At 56.5% G+C, this 20,715-nt stretch carries 21 protein-coding genes and 1 tRNA gene; 8 read left to right on the plus strand and 14 right to left on the minus strand.

Features of this window, described 5'->3' with window-relative positions:
• From CSR02_RS10170 to CSR02_RS10180, 3 genes are all read right to left on the minus strand, one after another.
• Window positions 1-305 (minus strand): hypothetical protein (locus CSR02_RS10170; protein WP_099541568.1); only part of this gene is annotated, 305 nt, incomplete at its 3' end.
• Window positions 305-553: a glycoside hydrolase family protein gene (locus CSR02_RS10175; protein WP_099541569.1), complete on the minus strand. Its 249-nt coding sequence runs from the start codon at window positions 551-553 to the stop codon at window positions 305-307. The genes CSR02_RS10175 and CSR02_RS10170, both read right to left, overlap by 1 nt.
• A gap of 698 nt (window positions 554-1,251) precedes the next feature.
• Window positions 1,252-1,337: transfer RNA gene (locus CSR02_RS10180), tRNA-Tyr, on the minus strand.
• Between the two features lie 185 nt (window positions 1,338-1,522).
• Here CSR02_RS10180 and panB point away from each other — a divergent pair.
• Window positions 1,523-2,341: a 3-methyl-2-oxobutanoate hydroxymethyltransferase gene (gene panB, locus CSR02_RS10185; protein ID WP_099541570.1), complete on the plus strand. Its 819-nt coding sequence runs from the start codon at window positions 1,523-1,525 to the stop codon at window positions 2,339-2,341.
• A 65-nt stretch (window positions 2,342-2,406) separates the two neighbouring features.
• On the opposite strand, the gene CSR02_RS10190 is transcribed toward panB, so the two are convergent.
• A complete protein-coding gene (locus CSR02_RS10190; RefSeq protein ID WP_099541571.1) occupies window positions 2,407-3,498 on the minus strand; it encodes an NADH:flavin oxidoreductase/NADH oxidase in 1,092 nt (363 codons plus the stop codon).
• A 96-nt stretch (window positions 3,499-3,594) separates the two neighbouring features.
• On the opposite strand from CSR02_RS10190, the gene CSR02_RS10195 reads away from it, so the two are divergent.
• Entirely contained in the window at window positions 3,595-3,930 is a 336-nt protein-coding gene (locus tag CSR02_RS10195) for an ArsR/SmtB family transcription factor (RefSeq protein WP_099541572.1), read from the plus strand.
• Between the two features lie 12 nt (window positions 3,931-3,942).
• Here the strand turns inward: CSR02_RS10195 and CSR02_RS10200 are convergent, their stop codons facing one another.
• From CSR02_RS10200 to argH, 7 genes are all read right to left on the minus strand, one after another.
• Window positions 3,943-4,926 carry a zinc-dependent alcohol dehydrogenase family protein gene (locus tag CSR02_RS10200; protein ID WP_099541573.1) on the minus strand — a complete coding sequence of 328 codons (984 nt, stop codon included), beginning with the start codon at window positions 4,924-4,926 and terminating at the stop codon, window positions 3,943-3,945.
• Window positions 4,927-5,036: 110 nt separating this feature from the next.
• Window positions 5,037-5,774, minus strand: coding sequence for a trypsin-like serine peptidase (locus tag CSR02_RS10205; protein WP_183172590.1), 738 nt, complete (start codon window positions 5,772-5,774; stop codon window positions 5,037-5,039).
• A 16-nt stretch (window positions 5,775-5,790) separates the two neighbouring features.
• Window positions 5,791-6,777 (minus strand): UDP-glucose 4-epimerase GalE, encoded by a 987-nt coding sequence (gene galE / locus CSR02_RS10210; protein ID WP_099541575.1) that lies wholly within the window; start codon window positions 6,775-6,777, stop codon window positions 5,791-5,793.
• Between the two features lie 85 nt (window positions 6,778-6,862).
• Entirely contained in the window at window positions 6,863-9,661 is a 2,799-nt protein-coding gene (locus tag CSR02_RS10215; protein WP_099541576.1) for a DUF4175 domain-containing protein, read from the minus strand.
• Window positions 9,658-11,001, minus strand: coding sequence for a diaminopimelate decarboxylase (gene lysA, locus CSR02_RS10220; RefSeq protein ID WP_099541577.1), 1,344 nt, complete (start codon window positions 10,999-11,001; stop codon window positions 9,658-9,660). The genes CSR02_RS10215 and lysA overlap by 4 nt, the downstream gene beginning before the upstream one ends.
• A gap of 112 nt (window positions 11,002-11,113) precedes the next feature.
• Window positions 11,114-11,257 (minus strand): hypothetical protein, encoded by a 144-nt coding sequence (locus tag CSR02_RS16630; RefSeq protein WP_167384130.1) that lies wholly within the window; start codon window positions 11,255-11,257, stop codon window positions 11,114-11,116.
• A gap of 4 nt (window positions 11,258-11,261) precedes the next feature.
• Window positions 11,262-12,710, minus strand: a complete 1,449-nt coding sequence (gene argH / locus CSR02_RS10225; protein ID WP_099541578.1) for an argininosuccinate lyase — start codon at window positions 12,708-12,710, stop codon at window positions 11,262-11,264.
• Between the two features lie 239 nt (window positions 12,711-12,949).
• Here argH and CSR02_RS10235 point away from each other — a divergent pair, with 239 nt between their 5' ends.
• From CSR02_RS10235 to CSR02_RS10260, 6 genes are all read left to right on the plus strand, one after another.
• Window positions 12,950-13,270 (plus strand): hypothetical protein, encoded by a 321-nt coding sequence (locus tag CSR02_RS10235; RefSeq protein WP_042786801.1) that lies wholly within the window; start codon window positions 12,950-12,952, stop codon window positions 13,268-13,270.
• Between the two features lie 103 nt (window positions 13,271-13,373).
• The gene (locus tag CSR02_RS10240) at window positions 13,374-14,153 is read left to right on the plus strand and encodes an N-formylglutamate amidohydrolase (protein WP_099541580.1); all 780 of its coding nucleotides are present in this window, start codon (window positions 13,374-13,376) and stop codon (window positions 14,151-14,153) included.
• Window positions 14,150-15,016 (plus strand): shikimate dehydrogenase, encoded by an 867-nt coding sequence (locus CSR02_RS10245; RefSeq protein WP_099541581.1) that lies wholly within the window; start codon window positions 14,150-14,152, stop codon window positions 15,014-15,016. Before CSR02_RS10240 ends, CSR02_RS10245 begins: the two co-directional genes overlap by 4 nt.
• A 16-nt stretch (window positions 15,017-15,032) precedes the next feature.
• Window positions 15,033-15,620: a dephospho-CoA kinase gene (gene coaE, locus CSR02_RS10250; RefSeq protein ID WP_099541582.1), complete on the plus strand. Its 588-nt coding sequence runs from the start codon at window positions 15,033-15,035 to the stop codon at window positions 15,618-15,620.
• Entirely contained in the window at window positions 15,617-16,291 is a 675-nt protein-coding gene (dnaQ, locus tag CSR02_RS10255) for a DNA polymerase III subunit epsilon (RefSeq protein ID WP_099541583.1), read from the plus strand. Before coaE ends, dnaQ begins: the two co-directional genes overlap by 4 nt.
• Before the next feature lie 160 nt (window positions 16,292-16,451).
• Window positions 16,452-16,970 (plus strand): hypothetical protein, encoded by a 519-nt coding sequence (locus CSR02_RS10260; RefSeq protein WP_183172567.1) that lies wholly within the window; start codon window positions 16,452-16,454, stop codon window positions 16,968-16,970.
• Window positions 16,971-16,995: 25 nt separating this feature from the next.
• On the opposite strand, the gene CSR02_RS10265 is transcribed toward CSR02_RS10260, so the two are convergent.
• The 3 genes from CSR02_RS10265 to rpe all read right to left on the minus strand — a co-directional run bounded on the left by CSR02_RS10265 (window position 16,996) and on the right by rpe (window position 20,686).
• Window positions 16,996-18,105 carry a glycosyltransferase family 4 protein gene (locus tag CSR02_RS10265; protein WP_099541584.1) on the minus strand — a complete coding sequence of 370 codons (1,110 nt, stop codon included), beginning with the start codon at window positions 18,103-18,105 and terminating at the stop codon, window positions 16,996-16,998.
• A 9-nt stretch (window positions 18,106-18,114) separates the two neighbouring features.
• Window positions 18,115-19,908, minus strand: a complete 1,794-nt coding sequence (locus tag CSR02_RS10270) for a heparinase II/III family protein (RefSeq protein WP_099541585.1) — start codon at window positions 19,906-19,908, stop codon at window positions 18,115-18,117.
• A 109-nt stretch (window positions 19,909-20,017) separates the two neighbouring features.
• The gene (gene rpe / locus CSR02_RS10275) at window positions 20,018-20,686 is read right to left on the minus strand and encodes a ribulose-phosphate 3-epimerase (RefSeq protein ID WP_099541586.1); all 669 of its coding nucleotides are present in this window, start codon (window positions 20,684-20,686) and stop codon (window positions 20,018-20,020) included.
• Window positions 20,687-20,715 lie beyond the last annotated feature (29 nt).

Here is a 20,715-nt window from a genome sequence, read left to right on the forward strand (position 1 = left end):
GTCAAATAGTAAGACTGAGCCTTGGTCCAGGGATCGCCATCAAACATCTTGTCCCATTCCAGCAGGTCGCGCTGCAGCGGCGATCCGACGCCGCCACTTCGGGTCCAGACCGCCGACACACAGGTCGAAACACGCGCGACGCGCACGATCAACCGCCCATTGAGAAACGCTTTTCCATCAAGCTCCTCGTTGAACATCGTATTGCCGTTGTAAGACTGCTCCTCTAGGGACTCCGGCTTGGCACCCGCGTGTGCAGTGCCGCCGATACAAATGGCACACATCAGGCTCAGGAGAGCACGGATCATCAATATCGTCCTTCCAGCAGAAGCATGGCCTCGTCGTGCCGTCTCCGGACCAGGCCACGCAAGACCTTGCCTTTCGAACGCACCTGCTCCTCAATAATCCTGGCGGCCTTGCGTTTGTCGCCGCTGTTGATAGCAGCACGGACACCCCGCCAACCTCTTCCCGGATTATAGACGAACGAGACGAGGGCGTTGAACTCATTTTGTGTCAGGTAGACATGGATGCCCCGACGAACGATCGCGCATGTCATAACCAGGCCCGAGCGTTACCTCGGACGCCCCGCCCGGCCAGTGCAGACGGTTGCTGACGCCCCTCATCTCTTCGTGGCGTTCGATGAAGTTGCGTCCATGAACCGACGTCCTGATCATGTTGGGAGCACGTGACGATTCTGGCGGCGACGGAGTGTGAGACGGATTATAGGAACGGTTTGATCCAGACATGCTTCCTCATTCCCTGTGGCTTGAGGCCACAGATAAGCTAAAAAGTTAATCAGCACGTAGCCAGAGAGAGATGCCGTGGCCCTGGTCATTTCCGCAGCCCCGAAGCCGATCGTAGCCAGACCTTCAGCTCAGTTAAGGGTTTTCTGGCTTGGCAGATAGAGTCTGACAACGCTGATAAGTTGGTGTTCGCTCATGACATCAGACACAAAAAAGCCCGCCGGGTCAGGGTGGGCTTTGTGTGTCGCTCGAGTGATCCGTGCCGTGGCCTATGCCATAGAGCTTTTTGGGAGGATCATGATTTTATGGGAAAATCCGGGTCAGTGAATATCACTATCCGAACTATATTTGATATGCAGTAAAGACTGCGCGTGGATGCCAGATGGAAATAGGCTGGTCCGAACTCCACCAATGTCCGGTTTTGCGAAATTTTTAGCCATCCGCAAATGTCCGACATGAGGGCGTAAGCGACCACTATCTTTTTGTTTCTATTGAATATTTTCAAGGAAAATGGTGGAGGGAGTTGGATTCGAACCAACGTAGGCGTACGCCAGCGGATTTACAGTCCGCCCCCTTTAGCCACTCGGGCATCCCTCCGATGTGTTGAGCCGTGATCTAAAGGGTTGGAGATGTGTTGTCAATGCTTTGAAAGGCATTCTTTTTCTTTTTGTGGTTTTGCTTTGTTTCTGGCCGTGGCAGGGCTGGACAGCCGGGAGGGATGCAGGAAAGCTGCCTCCACTTTTTGATCCATGATGCAGAACTGAAACAAGGAGAGTATGTGCATGAGCAGGCATCAAACAGTCAGGCGGCACACACCGCGGTCTTTGGCGGCGCTGGATGCTCCTATTGTGTCTCTTACTGCCTATACGGCTCCTATGGCCCGCTTGCTGGATGCCCATTGTGATCTGCTGCTGGTAGGAGATTCTTTGGGCATGGTGGTGTACGGCATGGATTCCACCTTGGCTGTTACGCCAGAAATGATGATAGCGCATGGCCAGGCCGTTGTGCGTGGCAGCCAGCGGGCCTGTGTGGCGGTGGATATGCCTTTTGGCAGTTATCAGGAAAGCCCACAGCAGGCGTTTCGCGTTGCTGCGCACATTATGGCGCAAACAGGGGCTGGATGCGTAAAGCTGGAAGGTGGGCAGGAAATGGCCGAGACCATTCAGTTTTTGGTGCAGCGGGGCATTCCGGTTGTGGGGCATATCGGGCTTAAGCCGCAGGCAGTGCACGCGCATGGAGGCTTCCGCACCGTTGGCCGGGGGGAAGAAGCCGAACAGATTTTGGTGGATGCACGGGCTGTGCAGGATGCAGGCGCATGGGCGGTTGTGATTGAAAGCACAATGGAGCCGCTTTCCCGCAAGATCAGCGAGATCCTGCATATTCCCACCATTGGCATTGGCGCTTCCCCTGCATGTGGTGGGCAGGTTTTGGTAACAGAAGATATGCTTGGGCTGTTTCCAGACTTCACACCCAAGTTTGTGAGAAAATTTGCTGATCTGGGCAAGGAGGTTGAACAGGCCGCCGCCGCTTATGCGCAGGCTGTACGTAACCGCAGTTTTCCCGGCCCGGCAGAGTGTGTGGGCATGCCAGAGAAGAAATAGGCACGTAAATAATATGTTCCGGGCACCTGTTGATCGGGCCCGGAACGGCAAAAATACTGTTTACTTTACTGATAACGTGCCAGCCACCAGCCGTAAGAAGGCGGCAGAACTTTTCCTGCATCTTTAATGTGCAAAGCACGCGCGGCTTCATAGGGCCAATGCGGGTTAGCAAGAAAAGGCCGCCCAAGCGTTGCCAGATCCAGCGCACCTGTGCGGATAAGCGCATCGGCCTGCCGCCCTTCGCTGATATACCATGAGGTTGTGACAGGCAGCCCGGCTTCCTGTTTTACGCGCTGCGCATACGGTGCCATAAATCCGGCACCCCAAGGAATATTGGCTGCAGGTGTGGAAAACCCAATACTGACATCCAGAAAATCCAAACCAGCCCCTTTCATTTTTTGAACAAGGACAATGGATTCCGCTAATGTTTTCTCATCCTGCCCATCAAATTCAATCACACCAAAGCGGGCGGAAAGAGGCAGGTTTTCGGGCCATACAGCGCGCACGGCTTCCAGCGTTTCCAACAGAAAACGCCCACGGCTTTCAGCAGATCCCCCATATTGATCTGTGCGTTTGTTGGAGTGTGTGGACCAGAAACTTTGTGCCAAATAACCGTGGGCAAAATGCAGCATCAGCCATTTAAACCCGGCATCTCGCGCACGTTCTGCGGCGCGTACAAAATCGGCTTTTACACGGGCAATGTCATCCAGTGTCATTTCCGTGGGCACGCGGGGCAGATTGGCCCCAAATGCTACGGGAGAGGGCGCAATAGGTTGCCAGCCTGCGGGGTCTGATTCCGGAATATGATCATCACCTTCCCACGGCACATGTGCGCTGGCTTTGCGCCCAGCATGTGCAAGCTGGATACCCGGCACGGCTCCAGCCTTGCTAATAGCCGCTGTAATAGGGGCAAAGGCTGCGGCTTGCTCATCATTCCATAAGCCAAGGCAGTTAGGGGTAATACGCCCTTCGGGGGAAACGGCTGTGGCTTCCACCACAACAAGAGCCGCACCGCCGCGTGCCAGTGTGGGGTAGTGTACGGTATGCCAATCATTGGGTATGCCATCGCGCGCGGTATATTGGCACATGGGGCCCACCACAATGCGGTTGCGTAAGGTAATATCTTTCAGGGTATAGGTATCAAACAATGTCGGCATGCGTAGTCTCCATGACGGATCTGGTCTGCACGATCCATAGTTCGAATATAATCGAACTAATTCCGAGGGCAAGAGACAAGGGCACAAGCGTTATCCATGAAGCAGTATGATCATCCTGCCCCTGAAGACTTTACGCTGGCGGGTATTCTGCACGCCTTGGCAGACCCTTTTCGGCTTTCTGTTGTACGTAAACTCATGCAGCATCAGCCGCAGGCCTGTACGCCATTGCAGGGTGGGCGGCCAAAATCTTCCATTTCCCACCATTTTATGGTGTTGCGTAAATCTGGCCTTCTCCGCACAGAAGTTGTGGGCGTTACCCATATGAACAGCCTGCGTTTGCAGGATATGGAAGCGCGCTTTCCCGGTTTGTTGGCCGCTGTTCTGGCCGCTGCGGAGCAGGAGGAAATGCCTGCTCCGCAACCCGTTGCATAAGGTGGAGAGGTGTTAGGGCACCAGCACGGCGGCACCATCAAACCGGCCATGCCGTAAATCATCCAGCGCCTTGTTGGCGTCTTTCAGCGCATATGTGGTTGTGGTGGTGTGGATACCAATTTTGGGCGCGATGGACAGAAAATCCAACCCATCCTGCCGTGTGAGATTGGCAACGGAAACAATTTCACGCTCTTCCCACAAAATATCGTAGGAAAAGGCAGGTATTTCACTCATATGAATACCAGCACACACCACGCGGCCGCCTTTACGCAGGGTTTTAAGGGCTGCTGGCACCAAGGCTCCTACAGGTGCAAAAATAATGGCGGCATCTAGCTGCTCTGGTGGCAGTTCATCAGATCCCCCAGCCCATGTTGCCCCCAGTTCGCGCGCAAAAGCCTGAGTTTTGACATCACCGGGGCGAGTGAAGGCGTAAACCTGCTTTTTCTGCCATACCAGCACCTGTGCAATAATGTGGGCCGCCGCGCCAAATCCATACAACCCAACTTTTTGCGCATTGCCTGTTTTTACAAGGGAGCGCCAGCCAATAAGCCCGGCACATAAAAGAGGTGCCACTTCCACGGCAGAGCCTTCTTCCCCCAGTGGAAAGGCAAAGCGGGCATCTGCCACGGCCATTGTGGCGTAACCGCCATCTCGCGTGTATCCGGTAAATACGGGATGATCACACAGGTTTTCATGATGATCACTGCAATAAAAACAGTGGCCGCATGTATGCCCCAGCCACGGAATACCCACCCGTTGCCCAACAGACAGAGAGGATACGCCTGAGCCCACCATATCAATGCGTCCGACAATTTCATGGCCGGGAATAATGGGCAGTTTGGGGTGCGTAAGGTCTCCATCCACCACATGCAAATCTGTGCGGCAGACACCACAGGCCAGCACTTTGACCCGAATTTCACCGGGGCCGGGCATTGGGTCTGGCACTTCCTCCCATTGCAGGGGTGTTTTAGGTTGGTGCAGACGCATGGCAAACATGGGGGTTTCCTTCCTGCGGTATCAAACCTTGGTCATTCTACCAGAAAGAAGCCACCCTGCGCAGACTGGAGTGGGATGTCTTTGATCTGCCGCAGTTTATGGCAGGGTTTTTATGGATTTTGGCTTAAAAGTGGCACAGCGCGTCCGCCAGCCCCTTTGGTGAAGGCCTGTACCTGCACACCAATAACATGCCATCCGGCCTGATTATGAAACAAGAGAGGTGCACCACTGCTGCCATGTGTGCCTGCACAATCATGCACCAAAAGGGGGTTTCCGCCTTCATCTTGCGTAATATTTAAAAAATGGCAGTTCTGATCGGCTGTAATAATATCCGGTTGGTTTTGTTCATACCCGCCCAATACAACAGACATGCCCGGCGTAAGGGCCTGTATGGGGGTATCAATATGGAAAACCTCATCCGGTTTGGCGATGGCATGGTCCAGAATAAGCGTGGCATGGTCCAACCCACCACTATTGCTTTCCTGATCCGTTCTGTAACCGGGGGGCACAATAATCTGCACGGCACGGGCATGGGCCATATAGTGGTCACCCGTATAGGCACGTAAAAAATGCACGCTCTGGGGTTGTATAAACCCACGCACATGGCTGAGCCACAGGCAATGCCCTGCGGTTTCCACCACGTTAGGCGCAATTAAAAAACCTGTACATCTGCTACCCAGCTCTGTTTGCACGCGCCCTATGGCAGACCACGGAGGCTGCGTGGCATCTACTCTCTGGCGCGGATCATCTTGGCCCACGCCAGCCAGATGCGAGAGATAGGCCGGGCCTTCCGCCAGAGCGGGGTGGACCATAAAAGTGGCCTGCATGGCGGCAGCCAGGGCCACCATGCAGGAAAAAAGAAGATTACGCGCCATAACCCTGCGGATGGTTTTTGCGCCAGTTGAAGGCGGTTTCCACAATCCGGTCAATATCCGTAAATTCTGGCGCCCAGCCTGTTGCTTCCATCAGGCGGGCAGGGCTGGCAACCAGGCTTGCCGGATCTCCTGCACGGCGTGGGCCGGCCTTCCAAGGCACTTCCAGATTGCTAACACGCCCAACGGCATCAATAATTTCGCGGTTGGAATTACCGCGGCCCGTGCCCACGTTAAACACCACGCTTTTGTCATTCAGCAGCGGTAATACGGCCAGATGAGCCCGTGCCAGATCTGTAACGTGCACATAGTCACGAATACAGGTGCCATCTGGTGTGGGGTAATCCTCACCAAACAGGGTAAGAGCCGGGCGGCGCTTGAGGGCAGCATCAATCACCAACGGGATCAGATGCGTTTCTGGGCGATGATCTTCCCCCGCACGGCCAGCCGGATCAGCCCCGGCAGCATTGAAGTAGCGCAGGCATGCGCTTTTCAGGCCATGAATTTTATCCGCCCAGTAAAGGGCACGTTCCACCATATATTTGCTCTCGCCGTAAGGAGAGCCGGGGTTGATGGGGGCATCCTCATTGATCGGGCCTTCCCCCGCAGAACCAAACAGGTTTGCGGTGGAGGAAAACACAAAACGCTTTACCCCGTGGCGTACGCAGGCATCAATCAGCCCAAAGCCGTAGCCTGCGTTTGCTGTCATGTACATCATGGGGTTTTGCATGCTTTCCCCCACAAGGGAGAGTGCTGCAAAATGCAGGATGCCATCCCACGGGCCGGAAGAAAGCACCTTATCCAGGCAAGCAGTATCTGAAATATCACCCTGCACGAAGGTTGCCTGTTCTGGCACGGCGGCACGGTGGCCTGTACGCAGGTTGTCCAACACAACAACATCATGCCCATCATCTAGCAGGGCGAGAACAACGTGGCTGCCAACATATCCGGCACCACCGGTTACCAAAAAACGTGCCATACTCTCTTTTCGCTTTGTGTTAGGTGAACAGAATGTTCGATGATCAGTTTATAAACCAGTTGTAATGTTTTGCTCAAATGACGTTTCAAAACGGTTTGAGCAAACGGTCAAGGTAATCCAGTTCCTGCTGTGGGCGCGTGCGGTCTGAATCGCGCCGCCTGAGTTCTTGCTCAATTTCTCTGGCACGCTGGCGGGCCACATTATCTGGAATATGGGTAGAATCATCCTCGGCCTGATCCTTGCCTTCGCCCAGCTTACGCCCAAGCGGATCACGCTTGCCGCCCTGTTTGTCTTCCTCCTCCTGATTTTCCGAGGAATCAGAGGGGGTGCCAGAGCCGTTCTGGCCATCTGATGCACTGCCAGACCCGGAGGACCCATCAGACGGGCTGCCAAGGGCCGGCAAAAAGCTGGGGATACTGTTTTTGCCGTTGCCTTTGGTGGCATCCTGCATTTGCTGGCGGGTTTTGCGCAGGGCTTCCAGCGTTTTTTCCTCCGCATTGGCGGCGGCGGCATCATCTCCATCGGCCAGCGCCTTGCGGGCATCCTGCATGCTTTTGCGTGCTTCATCAAAAGCGCCGGGAGTTTTGCCGGTCAGGTCTTTAAATTCGTCTTTCAGTTCATCCAGCGCATGTTCCAGTGCGTGCTGCATGGCGCGTTCACTGCGGCGGGCAGCAGCCTGAGCCTCGGCTTTGGCCGGATCAGGCATGGCGGGCGGGGCTTCGGGGTGCGCGGGCGGAGGGGGGGGAGGTGATGTGCCTTCCGAACCCGGAGGCATGGGCAGGCCAAGGCGGCGCAACAGTTCGGCTGTAGGCATGTTGGCGTAATCGGCCTCACCATCGCCATCATCTGCCAGATCACTTTGTTTCTGAGCCTGTGCCTTCAGGTTTTCATCAAGGCGAGATTGCGCATGGTCTAGCAAGGTGGTCTGTTTGCTGGTGAGATCATGCAGGGCGGCCACCTGTTCACGCATTTTCTGCTGCGCCATCATCTGCTGGGCAAGATTGGCCATATCCTGCGGCGTGGCGTTGCGCATGCGCTCGGTGGCGTTTTCCATATCCTGCAAACGCTTGAGCGCTTCATCCGCATGGCCATTGCTGGCATCGGACTGAAGTTGACGCATCAGGCGAGAAAAAGCCTGATTGCCCGCACTGGTAAAGCCCGGAAGATCGGGAATAACCGTGTGGTCCTTCATGGCCTGATCAGCCAGTGCCTGCATTTTGCGGCTGATGGCGCTTTGCAGGGTTTTCAGCCTATCTTCCAGCTCCTGCTGGGCCTGTTGCCCCTGCTGCCCATCCTGGCGCATGTGCTGGAGCTGCTGGGCCACAGCAGCCTGCGCAGCCCGCACATCAATAGAGGCCTGCGCACTGGCATCATCCCCCTTGCGGCGGTCTTCTATATCCAATGCCAGATCCCACAGCAGATTGGTGGCGCCTGCGCGGGCCGTGGCTGTATCTGTCAGGTTGTTTTCCAGCATGGCCACCACGCTGCTGAGTGCCAGCAGCATGCTGGTATGTTCACGCACAGGGCCGGGCGCATCGGCCAGAGCTTCCAGATCTGCGGCGGTATCCTGCCGGCTTTCCTGCCCCAGCGCAAAGCGCTTACGCACATCCAAAAGGGCACGGGCAATGGGGGAATGAAAAGTGCGTGCCCCCATACGGAATGTGGCCGGTGCGCTTTTGCCCTCATGCCCGCTGACAGATGTTGCAATTACCCGGCCGGTTACGGTTTCACCCGCCCATGGGTCTTCTGACAGATCGGGGCTGATAGCGCCTTTTATAGATTTGGGATGGCCGACAAGCGGGAGGGGAATGCTCAGCGTGCGTTCCGGCCCCCGTTTGGCGTGCGCCAGATGCAGTTCCACCTTAAGGGATGCCAAACCGTAAGCGTGGCTGGCCTCATACGGCAAAAGTGTGCGCCATTCTTCCTTGCGGGGAGAGCCGGGGTTTGGGCCCCATTGCACGGTCGGGTCTGCATCTGGCAGCACGGTTACGGGCCATTGCGCCAATGTGCGGCCGCGGCCCGTCAGGCGCACGGTGCCGGAATGATCAAGCACCACATCCAGTTTCCAGCTATGGGCATCCAGCTTGTGGCGTGCGGCATCATGCAGCACCATGCCGCCCTGTTCCCGCAAGGTGGGGTGGGATGCCAGACCGGTGACAATAACGGTAAGGTGTGCCCCTTGTGGTGTTTGGGGCGGTGTTTTGAGATTGCCCAGAAAAACTGGGACATCTGGCGCATAAGTGGGCGGGGTTATCCATGCCTCTACATGCGGGAAGGGCACATCGGGGTCATCCCGCCCCGGAATAAATCCGGCAAGGATACGCCCCGGCGCGGAGGACCCTGCAATCCCGGCTGTGCTAGCAAGGGCCGCCACCAGCACCCATGTTCCAATCTGCCGCATGCGGCCTTTGGGCCAAAGGTGCGGAAGCCCCACCCGCAATGTGCCAAGTGAGGCCAGAATGCGCTGCTGGTGCGCCTGCCATAAGGTGGTGGAGCTTTGTGAGGCTGCGCCCGCAGGGTGATCTGTCAGCGTAGCAAGGGGGCGATTATGCAGGCCAGATGCCTGTTCAATCCGCCGGTCCACCTCGTTTGGGGTGGGGGGTGCAAGGGTTTCAATATCTTTGTGCAGCCGCCAGCCACATAGGCTCAGCCACCCGGCTACCAGTAGCAGCCGAACGCCATCTGGCAAATGCTGGGGAATACGCAGCAATGCGGCTACACAGTAAATACCCAGCAGGGCAAGAGTGGGCTGAAGCGCAGGCCACAGCCGTTCTATCCGCAAAACAATGGCGGCGTGGCGGCGTGCGGTGGCAAGGCGTTCCGCCAGCGCTCCATCCTCAGCGGTGGAGGCGGTCAGGGATTGGTGCAGACCGCCTTTGTTCATGTGGCTTTGGCAAGGTGGAGGGGCACAGTTTCATCCTGCCACAGTTCTTCAACACTCTGTCTTTGGCGTATCACCTGCCACTGGCCATCTTCAACCAGAACTTCTGCTGCCAGTGGGCGACTATTGTAAGTGGAGCTCATAACCGCACCATACGCGCCTGTGTCCAGCAGGGCTATACGTGCATTGCGTGCCAAGGGGGGTAAAAGCCTGTCCCGCGCAAATGTATCTCCACTTTCGCACACTGGGCCAACCACATGAGTTAGAGAAACAGGTTGGCTGAACGCCTGCGGTGCCAGCGGCAGAATACCATGCCATGCATCATACATGCTGGGGCGCAGTAGTTCGTTCATGGCCGTATCCAGCACAAGGAAAGGCACATCCATACCCTGTGCCTTGCGCAGGATCACGCTGCTGAGCAGTACGCCCGCCGGTCCAATGGGCCAACGCCCAGGCTCAATGGCCAGCTTTACGCCCAGATTACCCAGTTCTGCCTTAATGGCGCCAGCAAGGGCTTCGGGCTGGCCTTCTGTTTCATTGCGGTAGCAAATGCCAAGGCCACCACCACAATCCACCACACTTACGGCATTGCCCGCAGCACGCACAGTACGCACCAACTCCGCCACGCGGGCATAGGCCGCACGATAAGGGGCAGTGGTTAAAATCTGGCTGCCAATATGGGTGGCAAACCCAACAGGCTGCACACCGGGGAGGGTGAATGCATGAGCATACAGCGCTGCGGCATCCTGAAACGGAATGCCAAATTTGTTGGCTGCCAAACCGGTTGTAATTTTGGCGTGAGTTTTGGCATCCACATCTGGGTTTACGCGCAGGGTGATGGTGGCCTGCTTGCCCAACCTGGTGGCAATGGCGGAAATGGCTTCCAGCTCTTCCGCGCTTTCCACGTTAATCTGGCCAATGCCGTGGCTAATGGCCTGTTGCAGTTCGGCATCTGTTTTGCCAACGCCAGAAAACACAATGCGCTTGGCCGGAATGCCGGCCTTTAACGCCCGTGCCAGTTCACCACCGCTGACAATATCGGCCCCAAACCCTTCCTGACCAATCAGGGTCAGGATCGCCAGATGGTCATTGGCTTTCACGGCATAGTGGATGGAAACATCCAGCCCGGCATTGCGCATGGCTGTGTGCATACGCCGCATACGCGCGCGCAAGGTGCCAGCACCCAACACCCAGCAAGGCGTGCCAACAGAATCTGCTATGGCGTTCAGGGCCACGCCTTCCAGCATCAGCCCGCAGGTAGGGTCAACCGTAAGCTGTGGGTGTGTTTGTAACAGTTCTGCCAGTGTGGGGTCGGCATCAGTATAAACAGGTGTTTCGGCCATGAGGCGTAAGGGCTCTGATTGCAAAGGAGGAGCAGGAGACCATACCGGCAAAGCTGCAGGTATGGTTGGTTACGCGGTGCAGTCTTAAACCAATAAAGTGTGCACTCTGGTTTTATTCATCCGGTGGATACATGCGCGGATAGGTGATCTTGTTTTGTGGGCCGGGTTGGTGCGGTGTGCCTTTTTTGCCGCAGGCCGCTAGCGGCAAAAACAGAACAGTGGCCAGTGCAAGGCCAAAAATCAGGCGGTAATTCATGGCTTTACTGCCCCGCTGCGGTGGGTTCTGCGCCCAGAACTTTCAGCCAGCGCTGAGCCTGTGCGCTCACGTTGCCCGGTGCGGTGCCGCCTTCGCTGGTGCGTGAGGCGATGGAGGCATCTACGCTGAGAACAGAGTAAATGTCATCCGTAATGCCCGGTTCTTCAGCCTGCATGTCCTGCAATGTCAGATCTGCCAGCCCCACGCCTTTTTCCTCGGCCTTGGCAACCAGACGACCAGTGACGTGGTGGGCAGTGCGGAAGGGCACTTTCAGCACCCGTACCAGCCAATCCGCAATATCTGTTGCGGTGGAATAGCCGGAACCTGCCAGTGCGCGCATCTGGGCGGTGTTGGCCGTCATGTCCCGCACCATGCCATCACACGCAGCAAGGGAGAGGGCGGCAGCATCCGTGGCTTCAAACACGGGTTCCTTATCTTCCTGCATATCCTTGGCATAGGCCAAAGGCAGGCCCTTCATCACCGTTAGCAGGCTGACAAGGCTGCCGGTAATGCGGCCAGTTTTGGCGCGTACCAGTTCCGCAGCATCCGGGTTGCGCTTTTGCGGCATGATGGAGGAGCCAGTGGTGAACGCATCTGAAAGCCGGATGAAAGAGAAAGGTGAGGAACACCAGATCACAATTTCTTCCGCCATGCGGGAGAGGTGCATGGCCATGATGGACAGCGCAGACAGATATTCCAGCGCAAAATCACGGTCGGAGACAGAATCCAGAGAATTGGCGGTGGGGCGGTCAAAATGCAGCAGTTCAGCGGTCATCTTCCGGTCAATGGGGAAGGATGTCCCCGCCAACGCGGCAGAGCCCAGCGGGCATTCGTTCAGGCGTTTGCGTGTGTCTGCCAAACGGCCCCGGTCACGTGCCAGCATTTCCACATATGCCATCAGGTGGTGGCCGAATGTTACGGGCTGTGCGGTTTGCAGATGGGTAAAGCCGGGCATGGGGGTGGCGGCGTGTTCCTCTGCCCGGCGGGCGAGGGAGCGCATAAGGGCGGCAACCTGCTGGTTCAGCCCATCAATGGCATCACGCACCCACAGGCGGAAATCTGTTGCCACCTGATCATTGCGGGAGCGGGCGGTGTGCAGGCGCTTGCCAGGCTCACCAATCCGGTCAGACAGACGGGCCTCGATATTCATGTGAATATCTTCCAGTGCTTCGGAAAAGGGGAAGTTGCCAGCCGCAATTTCCTGCCCGATTTCTGTCAGCCCCTTGCGGATGGTGGCTTCATCCTCCTTGGAGATAATGCCCACATGCGCCAGCATGGCAGCATGGGCCAAGGATCCGGCAATATCCTGCTTCCACATCACCTTATCAAAGCTGATGGAGGCATTAATGGCCTGCATGATCTCAGAAGGGCCACCGGCAAACCGCCCGCCCCACTGGACATTGGCGTTTTTTGGGTTTTCCGTTTCCGTGCTGTTCTGGCTGTTCAGAGACATGTTAGGCCCTAATTCCGTCCTGCTGCGTAAAATGTGCTCAGGCGTTGGCTTATACTGCCGCGGCGCGGATGCAAAGATGCCACAGTAATGGCGCGCGCCTTGTGGCGCAAATGCCGGTTTTGGCAACAGGCACGGCAGGGCCGAGCGTGTGGCGGGGCTGTTCTGTGTATTGTGGTGCGGGAAAGGGCTGTGCCCCGCAGCATTTCTCTGCTTAAAAGCAAGTGAATTTCAGGGAGTTCATGAACATGACAACACCACATAAGCTGACAACCTTTGCCGTGATCGACCCCGGCCCGAATGTGCTTTTGGAAGTTATTCGCGCAGAAAGCCCCGTTGTGGCAGTTGAGCGTCTGGAAGGTAAAATGCGTGGGCCGGAATACGTGGCCACCCGCAGCTACGATGTTGGCGGTGAAGAATCGCTCGATGGCGCAGACCCGGCCTATCTGGTATACGAACTGGACGATAGCGGGCTGGACGCAGAAGGTCTGACCGGGGAAGATGCAGGGCAGGTGCGCGCGCAGGCCGATCTGGCTGCGGTTGTGGTATCTTCCGCCAAATAAGTTTTCAAAACCCGAACGAGAGTGTTCTGCGGCATGGCGGAAAAGGGTGCTGATACGCGCATTTTTTCCGCCAACGCTGTACAATATCAGGAGGTGGAAAGGCATGTCTGTTGATCAGGTGCTGATGGCAGAAAGTTTTGTGGTGCATGGCCGGGATGAAGGTGGCCCCTTTGTACTGGTAAGTGACCATGCAGGCCGTGCCATTCCGCCTGAACTGGGTGATCTGGGGCTAAGTGCGCAGGAACGCGCGCGCCATATCGGCTGGGATATCGGCATAGATGGCGTGGGCCGCAAACTGGCAGACCTGCTGCCTGCTGTGTTGATTGAGCAGGTCTATTCCCGCTTGGTCATAGATTGTAACCGTGCCCCCGGCCACCCAACCTCCATCGTGCAGGTAAGTGATGGCACAACAGTGCCGCGTAACCAGAATATCTCGGCGCAGGATCGGGCATGGCGGGAGCAGACAATTCTGCACCCCTATCACGCCCGTATTCGGCAGGAACTGGATGCCCATGTGGCCGCTGGCCGCCAGACAGTGGTTGTGGCGCTACACAGTTTTACGCCATTCATGCACGGTAAACAGCGCCCGTGGCATGCCGGACTTTTGCATAATCATGATTCCCGGCTGGCCCGTATCATGATCGCTCTTTTGCAAAAGGATGGCTTGGTGGTGGGGGATAACGAACCCTACGCCCTTACAGATACATCATACTACACTATTCCCCAGCATGGTGAGCAGCGTGAACTGCCACATATTGAAATTGAAATCCGGCAGGATCTGATAGCCGATGATGCCGGGCAGACCGAATGGGCAAACCGTCTGGCCCGTTTGCTGCCACAGGCATGGCAGCAGTTTTGTGAACAGTATGGAGAAAACGCATGACCGCCACAGGTATAGCCAAGCCACAGGTTATTACGGGCAAGGCCAAGCTGGCGGGTGTTCTGGGCTGGCCTGTTGCCCATTCGCGCTCTCCCGTGCTGCACAATTACTGGTTGCGGCGGTACGGTGTGGATGGTGCTTATGTGCCGCTGCCGGTTGAGCCAGATGCGTTTGTGGCAGCTGTTCTGGGCTTACAGGCTGCGGGTTTTCGGGGCGCGAATGTGACCATTCCGCACAAGGAAGCTGCTTTTAAAATTGCGGATATGCTGGACCATTCCGCCCAGCGTGCAGGGGCCGTGAACACGCTTGTGTTTGAAGATGACGGCAAAATCCACGGTTACTCCACCGATGGCGCAGGGTTTGTGGCCAGCATGGAAGCCGCAGGCTTAAACCCACCAAAGCAGGCGCAGGCACTGCTACTGGGTGCGGGCGGTGCTGCGCGATCCGTGGCTGCTGCTTTGCAGGATTGTGGCCTGCGTGTTGCCGTGACCAACCGCACCCAAGGGCGCGCAGAAGAACTGGCAAAAGCCCTGCCGGGGCTGGATGTGGTGCCGTGGAATGCGTGGGAAGAACGCCTTGGTGCGTTCAGTCTGCTGGTCAACACCACCTCTTTGGGAATGGAAGGTGGGCCGGATGCCAGTTTTCGGCCATCCTTGGCGCATGCGGCCAAGGAACTGGTGGTGGCAGATATTGTATATGTGCCCCGCGTAACACCTTTGTTGGCCGAGGCTCAGTCCGCTGGTCTGCGCACTTTGGGTGGGCTTGGCATGCTATTGCATCAGGCACGGCTGGGTTTTCAAAAATGGTATGGCGTAAACCCGGAAGTGGATGCCGCAACGGAAGCTTTTGTGCAGGAAAGTTTCTAAGGGTTACAGCAAGGGCATGAAAATTCTGGGCCTTACCGGTGGTATGGGCATGGGCAAAAGCACCGTGGCCACTCTATTGCAGCGTGCGGGCTTACCGGTGTTTGATGCCGATGCCGAAGTGCGCCGCCTGCAGGCAGATCATGGGGCCGCTTTGCCCGCCATAGCCCAACTGGTGCCGCATGCGGTGCAAAACGGGCATTTGGATAGAGCCGTATTGCGGCAGGCTGTGATAAAACAACCGGCGTTGCTGAAAAAACTGGAACACATTATTCACCCCATGGTGCGGGCTGCGCGTACACGGTTTTTACGCACGCAACGCTTGCAGGGCGCACAATGCGTAGTGCTGGATATTCCACTGCTGTATGAAACAGGCGCCCAGCGTGAATGTGATGATGTGCTGGTGGTGTCTGCTCCACATTGGGTGCAGGCGCGACGCGTAGCCAAAAGGCGGGGCATGCCACCGGCGGAGGCGCGCAAGCTGATAGCCCGGCAAATGCCAGATGCCCAACGCGTGCGTCAGGCTAGCAAGGTTATCCGCACCGGCGGCAGTATGCGAGAAACAGAGCGGCAGGTGCGCCAGTTCATCAGGAGCCTGAGGGCATGAAAAGATCCATTCTGTTTGATACGGAAACCACGGGGCTGGACCCGGCAACGGGGGACCGCGTGATTGAAATTGCAGCCCTTGAACTGGTGGGAGATCTGCCAACAGGGCGAAGCTTTCACACGTTGATAGACCCGGAGCGCGATGTGCCAGAGGAAGCATCTCGCGTACATGGCTTCACGCGGGCGGATCTGGAAGGCAAACCCAAATTTGCCGAAATTGCAGATGAGTTTCTGGCCTTTGTGGGGGATGACCCACTTATTGCGCACAATGCCCGGTTTGACTTTGGCTTTATGAATGCGGAGCTGAAACGCGCAGGCAAAGAAACGCTGGATATGGAGCGTATGGTGGATACGCTGGATATGGCGCGCGAGCGCTTTCCCGGTATGCCTAACAGTCTGGATGCCTTGTGCCGCCGCTTTGGCGTGGATCTTTCTGCCCGAACCACCCATAACGCGCTGCTGGACTGCAAGCTTTTGGCCGATGTGTATGTGGAGCTGATGGGCGGCCGCCAGCACGGTCTTGGGCTGATGGCGGAAGATGGGCAACTGTCCTCTGTAATGTATGAAGGCCCCGTGAACCGTAAGGTTGTGCGCGTGCAGCCAACACCACAGGAACTGGCTGCCCATGCGGCTTTTGTTGCAGGTTTAAAGGAGCCTGTCTGGGAGCACTGACCGCACATTCAAACCGTGTCGTGAATTCTTGCGAAAAGGGCTTTGCAGGGGCGGGTGGGTATGCCATCCTTGATTCTATAAAAACGTGACAGAATTTACAAAAATGTTTTGTCAGCCGTTTCCACCGTATTTTACGCTACGGAAAAGGTAAGTTGTTTCAATGAATTCAGGGAGCCCTTTGATGCGTTCTGCATCCCGCCATTTTGCTGCTGCGCTGGCGCTATGCGGGGCATGGTTTATGCCTGCGGGCGCTGAAACCATGCTTGGCCCGGTTACGGCAACAGTTACATTCAATACCCATTCGGCGGATCTGGGCGTGGGATATACGTGGGGCCGTGGTGTGCTCACTTATGGAGACCGCCAGTATCCGTTTGAAATCAAGGGAGCCTCTGCAATCGCTGTTGGGTATTCTTCGGGCCATAGTGTCGGCAAGGTGTACAATCTTCAGCGGATTGAAGATTTTGAAGGCACATTCTGGGCCCTTTCAGGCGAGGCCACGGTGGGGCGCGGCATTGGCGGCCTGCTGATGGAAAATAATGATGGTGTGCGTATCCGTTTGGATCAAAGCCGAGCAGGTGGACGTTTTGCGGCGTCTCCTTCCCGTTTGACCATCCATTTGCTGGATAAAACAGGCACGCCCGTGCCAACGGCATCTGCGGCTTCAAACACAACGCATTAAGCTGCTTACATCCGGCCTGATACGCTTATTGTGTCAGCAGGCGGGTGGTGATTTGTAGAATTGTTTTTTCATCAAAAAGGCGCAGGGCGCGTTTTCGTCCTGCCTCTCCCATACGCTGGCGTAATACGGGGTTTTGAACCAGCGTTGTAAGGGCTTCTGCCAGTTCTGCTGTGGTACCGGGTGGCACAAGCAACCCGGTTTCATGCGGTACAACTTGTTCACGCGGGCCACGGATATTGGTGGCCACCACCGGCAACCCACATAACATGGCCTCAATAATGGACATGGGCAGACCTTCAAAATGGCTGGGCAGAACAAAAATATCTGCTGCTGCCAGTAAAGCCGGAATATCTGCCCGATAGCCAAGGCACTTCAGGCGTGGGCCAAGGGCCTCGCGGGCGTGTGCAAGGTATGCCTCCATATTGGCACCGTGATCTGATGCCAGCCTTTCCCCCACAATCCATAATTCTGCATCTGGCACATACTGCATGGCGGCCAGAAGCTCCGGATGCCCTTTGTGGCGCACAAGGCGGGAGACAACAATAATCACCGGTGTGTGTGCAGAGGTGCCCAGTTCTGCCCGAATACGCGTTCTGGCCTGTGCATCGGGGTGAAAGCGGGCTGGATTGCGGCCATTGCCAATGGCAATGGGGTGAGGGTGAATGTGCAGGCGTTTGGCATCCTGCGCTTCTTCCCGGCTAACGGTGAGATAAATATTCGTTATGTGGCCACAAAGCACTTCCAGCACCAAGGCCAATCCACGGCGCAGGCGGGATCCGGGTTGATTGAACAAAAAGCCATGGCACGTATAGGCAATGCGCGGCACACCACATAGCTTGGCCGCCACACGTGCCAGAATACCGCTAATGGGCATGTGCGCGTGCACCAGATCTGGCTTTTCTCGCTTTATCAGCCGCACCAGCGCCCAAAAGGCCCGCAGTTGCGCCGGCACGGAAAAAGAACGTGCAAAGGGCAGTGTTTCAACCCGAAACCCCGCGTTTCTGGGGTGTTGCAGCAAAGGGCCATCTGCACAAACGCCCACCACTTCGTGCCCTTCTGCCCGTAATTCCTGCATAAGGGGCAGTAGAAAATGGGTGAGTGAAAAATCGACGTTTGTGATTTCCAGAATTTTCACGTCAGCCCATCATGCGCTTTTAAGGGAAAGCGACCAGCGAATAGGGGGCTTACTTGGGGCCTGAGGCACTGGCGGCGGCGGCAACAGCGTGTTTTCCGTACTGCCAATATGTGGGGCGGAAGGATCTGTTAACAGGCCAGAACCCACTTCTGGCACTTCAGGGGTAAGAGCTTCTGCTGGTGGGTCAGCTTCCTGTGGTTGTTCTGTTTCTTCTGCGGGATGTACGTGTGCGGCAGCAGGAGATGGATCTTCTGCCGTTTGTTCCGTGGTGGCCGGGGTTAGCACCAACTGCCGTGTGGCCTCACGCTTTCCTTGCCCCAGATAAACGCTTTCTTCTATTTCGATATGCCCGTCAGACCAGAAAAACCATGTTTCTTCCGGTGTGTGCAGCAGGTAGCCATCCTCTTCCTGCTCTATGCTGACATCAGGATGCAGATGAAAGCGGATGCAAAGGGGTACAGGAATACTGACATCTTCCAGTTTCTCAATACCCTGCAATACGATGCCATCTTTATCCAGATAGATTTTGCGGGAATACACGCCTCCGCCCTGGGGCTTGTAGCCATCATGCGTCATGCTCAGGCAATGTACGCCATCTTGCACGGAGATCTGGCGTGTAACCTGTGGTTTTTGAGAAACGCCGCCATCGGCATCAAAGCGCATGGGGCTGAGGTCTGCCAGTTCCAGCACAGAATGTGCAGCCGGATAACGCAAGGCATCTGCCCAGACATGTAGGGAACTGGTGCCACAGTTAACAATCAGCCGTTGCCTGCCAGATGAAAATTCAAACGACAACATACCCGCATGGGCGCTGCCATCATACCCGGCAGGCGCGGCGGATGCGGCATCGGCAATCAGCAGGGCGCGGCCATTGTTCAGGCGCGCAAAACCAGAGTCCGGCAGGCCCGCTGCGACAACCCGTGTGCGGGATGCGCGGTTGAGCACCTGCTCAATAAACTGGGGATTTTGTTCACTGCTGCCATTAAACAGTGCCAGCCCGCCATCTCCATGCCGCATGGCGCGAAGGGCCGGGGCACTGCGGTTGGCGGCATCTAGCACACTGGTGGGGAGCGGCACGCGGGCAACCTGTAGAATATACAGCATTTCCGCCAGTTCGCGCACACATTGCAGCAAATCTTCCGGGCAGCGGGTAATATGGCCCCCATCGGGCAGAATCTGCTGGCTTATGGCCGTATCAATCAGGCGCAGATAGCGGGTAAGGAACTCGGGATAATCAGGCAGGGAAACAGCAACAGCCAATAATCCCTTAAGGGCCGTGAGCGCATGCCAGCCTTTGGCTTCCTCTGGCATCAGCGCCATTATGGAGCGGGCTTCCATAATCAGCGATGCCATAAGCTGCTGGCGGAAGGAATCATCTGCCGATGCCGCAAAAAACTCGTAACACCCCAGCCACGCCGCCAGACGGGCCCCAGTTATGGACGGGGCTGAAATAGGCCGCTCAGCCGGGGTTTGCTCCATCCACTGCGCTACCAGTGTGCGGGCCTTGATCCGTGCGGATTCTGCTCCAAGCTCTCGCAGGTCCTGCAACCATGTAAACCCCTGCAACCAGCGGCGATAGGCTTCCGGCCATTGGGGGTTATCCCATTCCCCTTCATGCAGGGGGCGTTGTGTGCCTTCAAAAAGTGTCTGGTTACGTACAAGTTGTTCACCGCCAGCGGCATTTCCAGACCACAGATCCCGCAAGGCAACAGCAGGGGCAGCCGGCACGCGGGCAAACCCTCCCAAAGGGTTGCGCATGGCATAGGCAAGACGGGCTCCGCGAGTCCAGCGACGCAGGGGCATTAGAAGTTCAAAACTCCATCAAGGCAGGTGCTAAAAGGATAATGGTCGGATTGTGATAGACTACGCATCTGAGACAAGGGCTTATTTGCCTGATGTGGCTTTATTTTGACTAGGCAATAGTCCCGCGCAATGCGGCAATGGCGGCAGCATAATCTGTTTTGCCATATACAGCGCTGCCGGCAATGAGCACATCGGCCCCGGCCTCTATGGCCAGAGGCGCGGTTGAGGCATCTATGCCACCATCAACAGCCAGCCGAATATCCCGTCCGCTTTGGGCGATCATGTCCCGAATACGCCGAATTTTTGGAAGTTGGCTGGACAGAAACTTCTGCCCCCCAAAGCCGGGGTTGACTGTCATGACCAGAATAATATCCACCAGATCCAGCACTTCACTAATGGCTTCCGGTGGCGTTGCGGGGCACAGCACAATACCCGGCTTGGCGCCCAGGTCCCGAATGCGCTGTAGGGAGCGGTGCGTATGCGGACCGGCTTCAATGTGGATCAGAATCTGATCAGCCCCGGCTTGTGCAAAGGCTTCCAGATACGGATCGACCGGTGCAATCATCAGGTGCACATCAAATGGCAGGTCAGAGCACGGGCGCAGCGCCTTGACCACCGCAGGCCCGAACGAAATGTTGGGCACAAAATGCCCATCCATGACATCCAGATGCACCCAGTCTGCCCCAGCCTGTTTGAGTGCTGAAACTTCCTCTCCCAACCGTGTAAAATCGGCAGCGAGAACACTTGGGGCGATAAGGGGATAAGATACAGGGTGCATACCCTGTTTATCGGCAATCCTACGCTTGT

Origin of the sequence: Acetobacter pomorum (genome assembly GCF_002738225.1) — a bacterium.
Lineage (GTDB): Bacteria > Pseudomonadota > Alphaproteobacteria > Acetobacterales > Acetobacteraceae > Acetobacter > Acetobacter pomorum.